At 70.5% G+C, this 8,399-nt stretch carries 5 protein-coding genes and 1 pseudogene; 1 reads left to right on the forward strand and 5 read right to left on the reverse strand.

Features of this window, described 5'->3' with window-relative positions; genetic code table 11:
* From ACY45C_RS14380 to ACY45C_RS14400, 5 genes and pseudogenes are all read right to left on the reverse strand, one after another.
* On the reverse strand, positions 1–1,417 hold a 1,417-nt coding region (locus ACY45C_RS14380), incomplete at its 3' end, for an alpha-(1->3)-arabinofuranosyltransferase domain-containing protein (protein ID WP_462188111.1).
* A 193-nt stretch (positions 1,418–1,610) separates the two neighbouring features.
* Positions 1,611–2,564, reverse strand: a complete 954-nt coding sequence (locus ACY45C_RS14385; RefSeq protein ID WP_462188118.1) for a dolichyl-phosphate beta-glucosyltransferase — start codon at positions 2,562–2,564, stop codon at positions 1,611–1,613.
* Positions 2,565–3,553: 989 nt separating this feature from the next.
* Positions 3,554–4,042, reverse strand: a complete 489-nt coding sequence (locus tag ACY45C_RS14390; RefSeq protein ID WP_462188112.1) for a ribose-5-phosphate isomerase — start codon at positions 4,040–4,042, stop codon at positions 3,554–3,556.
* 19 nt (positions 4,043–4,061) lie between these two features.
* A pseudogene (locus tag ACY45C_RS14395) lies at positions 4,062–4,664 on the reverse strand (mycothiol-dependent nitroreductase Rv2466c family protein).
* Positions 4,665–4,720: 56 nt separating this feature from the next.
* Complete coding sequence (locus ACY45C_RS14400) at positions 4,721–5,953, reverse strand: AI-2E family transporter (RefSeq protein ID WP_462188113.1); 1,233 nt, start codon at positions 5,951–5,953, stop codon at positions 4,721–4,723.
* 337 nt (positions 5,954–6,290) lie between these two features.
* Between ACY45C_RS14400 and pepN the strand changes: the two genes are divergently transcribed.
* Positions 6,291–8,399 (forward strand): aminopeptidase N (pepN, locus tag ACY45C_RS14405; RefSeq protein WP_462188119.1); only part of this gene is annotated, 2,109 nt, incomplete at its 3' end.

Below are 8,399 nucleotides of genomic sequence, written 5' to 3' on the forward strand. Positions count from 1 at the left end.
AGTAGTCGGGCACCCGGGCGAACGGCCGGGGCTGCAGCGCCCTGCCGGCGAGCGCCGGCGTCATGCCGCAGACCAGCGCGGCCACGGTCAGCACGACGGGGACGTTCACCGCGGCGGTCGCGATCATGTCCGCAGCCCCGCCGTGCCGGTGGGAAGCCCCGCGGGTCGTCCATCTCCGCACACGGGCGGTGAGGCTGACAGGTCGGACCGTCAGGGCGTGCGCGATCCCCAACGCGATCGGCAGCCGCACCACCGGCTGGAACTTGTAGACGTTGCGCAGGAAGCCCAGCTGGTCACCGAGCAGGTCCCGCACCGCGCCCGCCAGCGGGCTGCCCGGATGCCCCGGATAGGCCGCGGCCACCGAGACCGTGCCGGCGGCCAACGTCACCAGCAGGAACCGGCGGGCGGGCAGATCGGCCCGGGACAGCCCCCACAGCCCGATCGCCGCCACGGCTGCCGATCCGATGATCGGCACCGGCCGGGACACGTACTCGGTGGCGGCCGGCAGCCAGGGCCTGGGCAGCTGGACGTACGCCAGCCAGTCCGTCGCGCCGCGCAGGGCTTCCGCCACCGACGTCGTCGCCGTGGTCGTCTGGGCGGTCTCGGTGAACGCGAGGAAGTCCAGCCCGTAGCGAGCCTGCACCATCAGCGCCAGCAGCCACCAGGCCGAGGCGAGGATGACGGCGACGACCCACCAGGCCCGCAGCGCCCAGGCCCGGCGGGTGCCGCCGGCGAACACGAGGACCACCGCCGGACAGAGCAGGACGCACAGCGTGACCGTCGCATTGATTCCGCCGGTGCCCAGGATGGCGAGTCCGGACAGGGCGGCCGCCCGTCGCGGGGACAGCCGCCGGCCCGGGTCCAGGGCGGGATCGTCAGCAGCATCGACATCATCGGCCGCCGTGGTACTGATGGTCGTGGTGGCGGCCGTGGTACTGGTGGCGGCGGCCGTACCGGTGTCGGCGCCGAGGGCGCCGTCCGGACGCAGCGCGAGGATGAGCGGCAGGGTGATCCACGGGAGCATGGCGGCGCCCGCGAGCGCCACGGAGGTCGCCCCGATCTTGCCGAGGAACATCGGGGACAGGGTGTAGGCGAGTCCGGCGAGCACCCGGGTGTGCGGCACGCCGAGCCGCAGGGCCTCGGCCAGCCGCACGACCCCCCAGGCGGAGACGGTGAGGATCAGCGCGATCCACAGCCGCTGGGTGATCCAGGCGGGTATCCCGAGCAGGTCACCGGCGCCGAAGAACGGTCCCATCGGGAACAGGTAGCCGACGTACTGGTTGGGCAGGTAGCCGAACTCGGCGAGGGAGTTCCACAGATGGGTGGCCCGCCCCATGAAGCCCCACGGGTCGAGGGGGACGTCCAGCTTGGTGTCAGCGGTCAGCTTGCCGGGGGCCTGGAGCAGAGAGAGCACCATGAAGCCGGCGGCCATGCCGAACAGGGGCCACCGTGACGTCCGCGTGTCGCGGCGACGCGGCGACGGCCGGGGCTGCGACGGCCGGGGAGGGTGACGGCGCGCCGAGGCCCTTCGCCGTCGTGGGGGGCCGGCGGCGGGGGGGAGGGATCGCTTACTCCAAAGGATAAGGATGAAGGTCCGGTTCGCCGGACCTTCATACAACCTTCCGGGGCAGCGGGGTCACACCGCCCAGGTCCGCGGGCAGGCGCAGGGGCTTCTCGACGCCCCCCACGGCCGCCGTGAGGGCGGCGGCCGGCGGCCCGGCGGTCACCGGTTCCGCGGGTGCCGGGACGCTCACGGCAGGAGGCGGGACGCGGACCTGGGCTGCGGGGGACGCCCCGTCGCCCGGACGAACCGGCGCCGCCGCGGCGGCGGGCGACTGCACCGTGGGACGCGTCACCACGAGGCCGGGAGCGGAGCGGTTCAGGTATCGCCGGGCGCGCATCACGTCGACGAGCATCGCGGGAGTGTGCCGGGTCACCCGGAACGTGCCACCGGGTATCTCCGCCCATCGGACCGGGACCTCGGTGATCCGGTAGCCGATCGACCGGGCGATCGAGAGCACCTCCACGTCGAACCCAAATCCGGAGGAGCGCGCAAGGCTGAACAGCAGCTTGGCCTCGGGACCGCGGAAGGCCTTGAATCCGCATTGGGTGTCGGCGACGTCCAGGCTGGTCAGGGACCGGGTGATCTGGTTGAAGGCCCAGCTGCCGACCCGCCGGCCACTGCTGCGGACCGCACCCGCCCCGACCCGGCGCGATCCGAGCGCCACTTCGGCGTGCTCCAACGCGGCGAGGAGCAGAGGAAGATCATTGACGTCCGAGGCGCCGTCGGCGTCCAGGAAGGCGATCGACTCACCGTGCGCGACCGACACCCCCATGCGGACCGCGGCGCCCTTACCCGAGTTCCACGGCAGCCGCAGGACCCGACCACCGGGCAGATCCGCGAGCAGTTCCTCGGCGATCGCAGCGGTGCCGTCCGTGCTGCCGTCGTCGACCATAATCACCTCGGCATCGGGGATCCTGTGCATGACCGAGATCAGCGGGGGTAGCGAGCCGGGCAGGCGCATCGCCTCGTTGTAGGCGGGGATGACGACGCTCACAGGCACGCAGTCCAAGACTCAACTCCTAGGCCGCGACGGCAGAGCCGATGACTGAAGCCACCGAGGCGCAGCGGTTGGTGACGGCTGATCGAGATCAGCAAACAGTTTCAGGTGTTCTACCGAAATGCGGCAAAGCATGCATGCTCAAGTTTCCTTTCGTTTCATTTACTAGCAAGGTGGCACAATGAACATCTATTGAGTACAGATGGACATCTATTGGGCACATGCTGGGCTATCGGACGTTCATCTGTCGATGTGTAGCATACGGATGGGGGAGAACAGCTCGGACAGGGGGTGGCCGATCCCCCCGGATCGGCTCGGATCATCCTGGATCGGGCAGTCGGCGCTGTCGCCGTCGGGCGACCCGCCGGTATTACACGGGACGGTGAACTTCCGGAAACCTTCGGAAACGCAAGGATGGAGATCAACCTGTCGCGGGGGATAACCGCGCACCGGCGGATTTCCGACGTCCACCCGCGTCACGAGGCCTCCCGAGCGGCCCGCTTCTGGGATGATCCGCCAAGGTTTCCGGCCAGAGCGGATGGAGGAGCCATGCCACGACCCGAGCGCGCAGGCCGGGCCCGGTCGCAGGCGGCCGGGGCGGGCGAGGCGGACGCGCAGCTGCGCGGTCTCATCGACGCGGGTCGCAGCAAGCTGCCCCCGAGAACGGCGATGCGGGCCCGCGACGCCGCCCGGCCCACCGACGCCGACCTCGCCGAGGCCGAGCGATCGATGGTATTGCATCGCGGATCACGCCCCACCCCGGCGACCCCGTCGACCAGCTCCACCGACCCGGTCCACCGCGGCGGCCCCAGCCGTGCCGGAACCGGTCGTGCCGGAGCCGAGAGCGGCACGACCGACCGCCGCGGCCGGGGTACCCGGAGGACCCGCCGACGCTCCGACCGCGGATCCGCCGGACCGCGTGAGAGCGGCCCTACCGAGACCGGATCCGCCGGGACCGGGTCTGCCGGGACCGGGTCCTCGAAGAACAGGTCTCAGGAAGCCGACGACGCCGACCCGGGCACCGACGGCACGTCCCCGGTCCGCTCGTAGGCCGAGAGCATCCGCAGCCGCCGCACGTGTCGTTGCTCCCCGCTGAACGGCGTGGTGAGGAAGACCTCGGCGAACGTCAGGGCCTCCGTGACGGTGTACATGCGCGCGCCGAGGCTCAGCACGTTGGCATCGTTGTGCTGGCGGGCCAGCGTCGCCGTCTGCTCGCTCCACGCCAGGGCCGCGCGCACCCCGGCGACCTTGTTCGCCGCGATGGCCTCCCCGTTGCCCGATCCCCCGATGACGATGCCCACGCTGCCCGGTTCGGCGGCGGTGGCGGCGGCGGCGGCGAGGACGAACGGGGGGTAGTCATCGTCGGGGTCGTACTCGGCAGGACCATGGTCGACGGGCGCGTGGCCCAGCTCCACCAGACGCTCGGCGAGCGCCTCCTTCAGGCGGAAGCCTGCATGGTCAGATCCCAGATGGACACGCATGATGTGCCATCATGCCCGATCACGTGAAGATCGGGTCCTGGTCCCGGGTCCGCTTGAGCTCGTAGAAGCCAGGGGTACCGGCGACGAGCAGAACTCCGTCTCACAGTCGTGCGGCCTCCTCCCCCTTGGGTGCCGGGGTGATCACCGGACCGAAGAAGGCGGTCTCCCCCACGGCGATGACCGGGGTGCCCACGTCCATGCCCACCCGGCCGATCCCCTCGGCATGGCTGGCCCGCACCCGCTCGTCCCATTCCGCCTTGTCCAGGTGACGGCGACGGCCAAGCGCCGTGTACAGCGGGCGCAGGATGTCCGCACCGTGCCGGTCGACGGCGGCGGCGCAGAGCCGCGCCGGCCCCCAGGCGCTGGCCAGCAGCTGCTTGTACTGCTCGGGCATGTCCCGGTCTTCGTTGAGCACCGACAGGCTCATCACGTGCCAGCGGATCCGCACCGGCCGGATCTTCTCGACCTCCAGTAGCCAGCGGGAGGTAAGCCAGGCCCACGGACAGGACGGGTCGAACCAGAGATCGGCGAAGACCGCTTCGGTCGCGTCCGCGGGCAAGGGTACGGGCGTGGGTGAGGGTACGGACGTGGCCGCGGGGGTGTCGAGAGTGTCGGCGCTCATGTGGTCTCCTCGGTCGACGGCACCGTTCGACCGGGATCAACCCGTCAGGGTGGTGGTCACTTCCCGCTCGCGGCAAGATAACCGGCGACCCTGTTCACCATGGCGACGAACGGAACGGCGGCGATGGCACCGGGGATGCCGGCCAACACGCCACCGGCCGACAGCGCGATGACAATCGCGAGCGGGTGCAACCGCACCGCCCGTCGCATGACCAGCGGCTGCAACAGGTGCCCCTCGATCTGCTGCACGGCCAACACGACGCCCAGAATGATCAACGCATCCGGCACGCCGTTCGAGACCAGGGTCACCAGTACCGCTGCGGCGCCGGCCACCGCCGCCCCGACAATCGGGACAAACCCGCCGAAGAACGTCAGCAGGGCCAGCGGCGCGACGAGCGGGACACCCACGCCGACCAGGCCGATGGTGATACCGATCGCGTCGACCGCCGCGACGAAGACCGTCCCACGGATGTAGCCGGTCAGCGTGTTCCACGCCTCCCGACCGGCGCCGCGCACCCGATCCTCCGCTCCGTCCGGGAAGCGGGTGACGATCCAGTCCCAGATACGATCCCCGTCGTACAGGAAGAAGAAGGTCGAGAACAGGGTGACGAGCAGGCCGGCGAGCACCTCGGCGGCCACCGAGGCGCCGGAGATTACCCCGGAGACCAGGCGCCCCCGGTTGTCCGCCAGGCTCTGGCGGATGTCGTCGACCAGATTGTCGATCTGGCTCTGCGACAGGTGGAGCGGACCGTTTCTCAGGTAGCCGCGGATCTGCTCGACGCCCTCGCTGACCTGATCGCTGACCGCGGGGATCTCGTTCGCGGCGTTGAAGCCCACCGCCACCCCGACACCCACGAACACCGCGAAGAACACGAACAGCGCGGTGAGGGCGGCACCCAGCCGGTTCATGCCGAGCCGCTGCAGCCGGTGCGCGAGCGGATGGATGAGAGCGGCGATGAGCAGCCCAGCAATGAGCGGAATCACCACGATCCGGACCCGCCCCACGACCATCAGCAGGATGTAGATGGCCGCGCCCGTGACGATCAGACGCCACGACCAGCCCGCCGAGACCCGCAGCGCGACCGGGATGTGATAGTCGGCCCGCCGAGCCGGGGGCTCCCTCCCGCCGGCGGGCTGCGGCCCGCCCGATGGCTCGGGCGTCGCCGCCTCAGGCATCGGCACCTCGGATGCCGCCGCGGTGGGCGACCCACCGCCGGCCGGAACGGCTGAGGCCCGGCGAGCCCGATGAAGGCGCCCGGGGACGCGACCGAGCCCCGCCACCCGTCTCACCGGCGGCTCCCTTCCTGCCTTCTTCCCGCCATCCCGCGACCGCGCGGACGTCCCGATCCTCCCGCAAGCGTCCCGCAAGCTGGTCACGCGGAAGATGTCGCCATCGTGCCGCATCGGCGACCAGCGAGAGCGGGTACCCCGCGTCAATCACCACAATCCACCATCTCCGGCACCGGCACCACGGCCGACGGCCCGGCCACCACGCCCCCCGACCACCATGTCCCCCCGCCATCACGCCCCCCGGCGGCGACCGTTCTCCTCATCGGCGTGGGAGAGTGGGAACACGGTGATGACCGTGTCGCAGTCCTGCAAGTCCGTGCCGTCCGAAAGGAACCGGGTGCCCAACAACCTCACCCGCGACGAGGCGCGCGAGCGCGCCCGCCTGCTCAACGTCGCCTCCTATGACGTCGAACTCGACCTGACGACCGGCCACGAGACCTTCCGCACGTCGACCGCGGTCATCTTCACCTGCGTCGAGCCCGGGGCGTCGACGTTCATCGAGCTCGCCGCCGCGAAGGTCGACGAGGTCGTTCTCAACGGGGCGCCGCTCGACCCCGCCACGGTGTTCGACGGCGAGCGGATCCGGCTCGACAACCTCGCGGAGTCGAACCGGCTCACGGTGGTGGCGGACGGCATCTACTCCCGCACCGGTGAGGGCCTGCACCGCTTCGTCGACCCGGTGGACGAGGCCGTCTACCTCTACACCCAGTTCGAGACGTACGACGCGCACCGGATGTACGCCTGTTTCGACCAGCCCGACCTCAAGGCGACGTTCACCCTCACGGTCACCGTCCCGGCGGAATGGAAGGCGATCTCCAACAGCGCAGTCGCCGCGGCGGCGGAGGCTGCGATCGGGGTGCGCACCATCCGCTTCCTGACCACCCCGGTGATGTCGACGTACATCACCGCGCTCGTCGCCGGCCCATACCACGAGGTCCGCGACCACCACGACGGCATAGACCTGGGCCTCTACTGCCGCCGATCGCTGGCCGAGTTCCTCGACCCCGCCGAGCTCTTCGAGATCACCAAGGCTGGGTTCGGCTTCTACCACCGGGTGTTCGACTACCGGTACCCGTTCGGCAAGTACGACCAGTTGTTCGTGCCCGAGTTCAACGCCGGGGCGATGGAGAACGCCGGCTGCGTGACCTTCCTGGAGGAGTATGTCTTCCGGGCGAAGGTGACCGAAGCCCGCCGCGAGCGGCGCGCCGAGACGATCCTGCACGAGATGGCGCACATGTGGTTCGGTGACCTGGTCACCATGCGCTGGTGGGACGACCTGTGGCTGCACGAGTCGTTCGCCACCTACATGTCGGTCCTCGCCCAGGTGAACGCGACCCGCTTCACCAACGGCTGGACGACCTTCGCCAACGCGGAGAAGGGCTGGGCCTACCGCCAGGACCAGCTCTCCTCCACGCACCCGATCGTCGCCGACGCCCCGGACATGGACGCGGTGCGGACGAACTTCGACGGCATCACCTACGCCAAGGGCGCCTCGGTGCTCAAGCAGCTCATGGCCTGGGTCGGCCAGGAGGAGTTCCTCGCCGGGCTGCGGACGTACTTCCGCCGCTACGAGTACGCGAACACGTCGCTGCGCGACCTGCTCGACGAGTTGGAGAACGCCAGCGGGCGGAACCTGACCGCCTGGTCCGCGGACTGGCTGGAGACCACCGGCGCGAACACCCTGCGGCCGCGCTTCTTCACCGACTCCTCGGGCCTGTTCACCTCGTTCGACGTGGTGCAGGAGCCGGCGTCGGCGCCGCCGACCGCCTCGCGCACGCTGCGCCCGCACCGGCTCGCGATCGGCCTTTACGATCGGGACGCCACCGGCGCGCTGGTCCGGCGGGAACGGGTCGAGCTCGACGTGACGGGCAAGCTCACCGAGGTCACCAAGCTTGTCGGTGCCCGCCAGCCGGATCTGATCCTGCTCAACGACGACGACCTCACGTACGCGAAGGTGCGCCTCGACGAGCGGTCGCTGGCCACGCTCGTCGAGTCGATCGGCGCCATCTCCCAGTCACTGCCCCGGACGCTGTGCTGGGCGGCGGCCTGGGACATGACCCGCGACGCCGAACTCGCCGCCCGCGACTACGTCCGGCTCGTGCTGTCCGGGGTGACCGCCGAGGACGACATCGGCGTGGTGCAGTCGCTGCTGGCCAAGGCGGACCTGACGATCGACACTTACGGTGACCCGGCAAACCGGAAGCCCGCGCTGCGCGCGCTGACGGAACGCGCCGAGGAGCTGGCGCGCGCCGCGGCCCCCGGCAGCGACCTGCAGCTCGTCTACACCACCTCCTTCGCCCAGGCCGAGGAGGCCGACCAGGTGGCGCGGATCCGGGCGCTGTTCGAGGGCACCGACGTCATCGAGGGGCTCGTGCTCGACACCGAGCTGCGCTGGACCCTGCTGACCCAGCTCGTCGCGCGGGGCGTGTACGCCGACGCCGAGATC

Source organism: Frankia sp. CcWB2 (assembly GCF_977927585.1).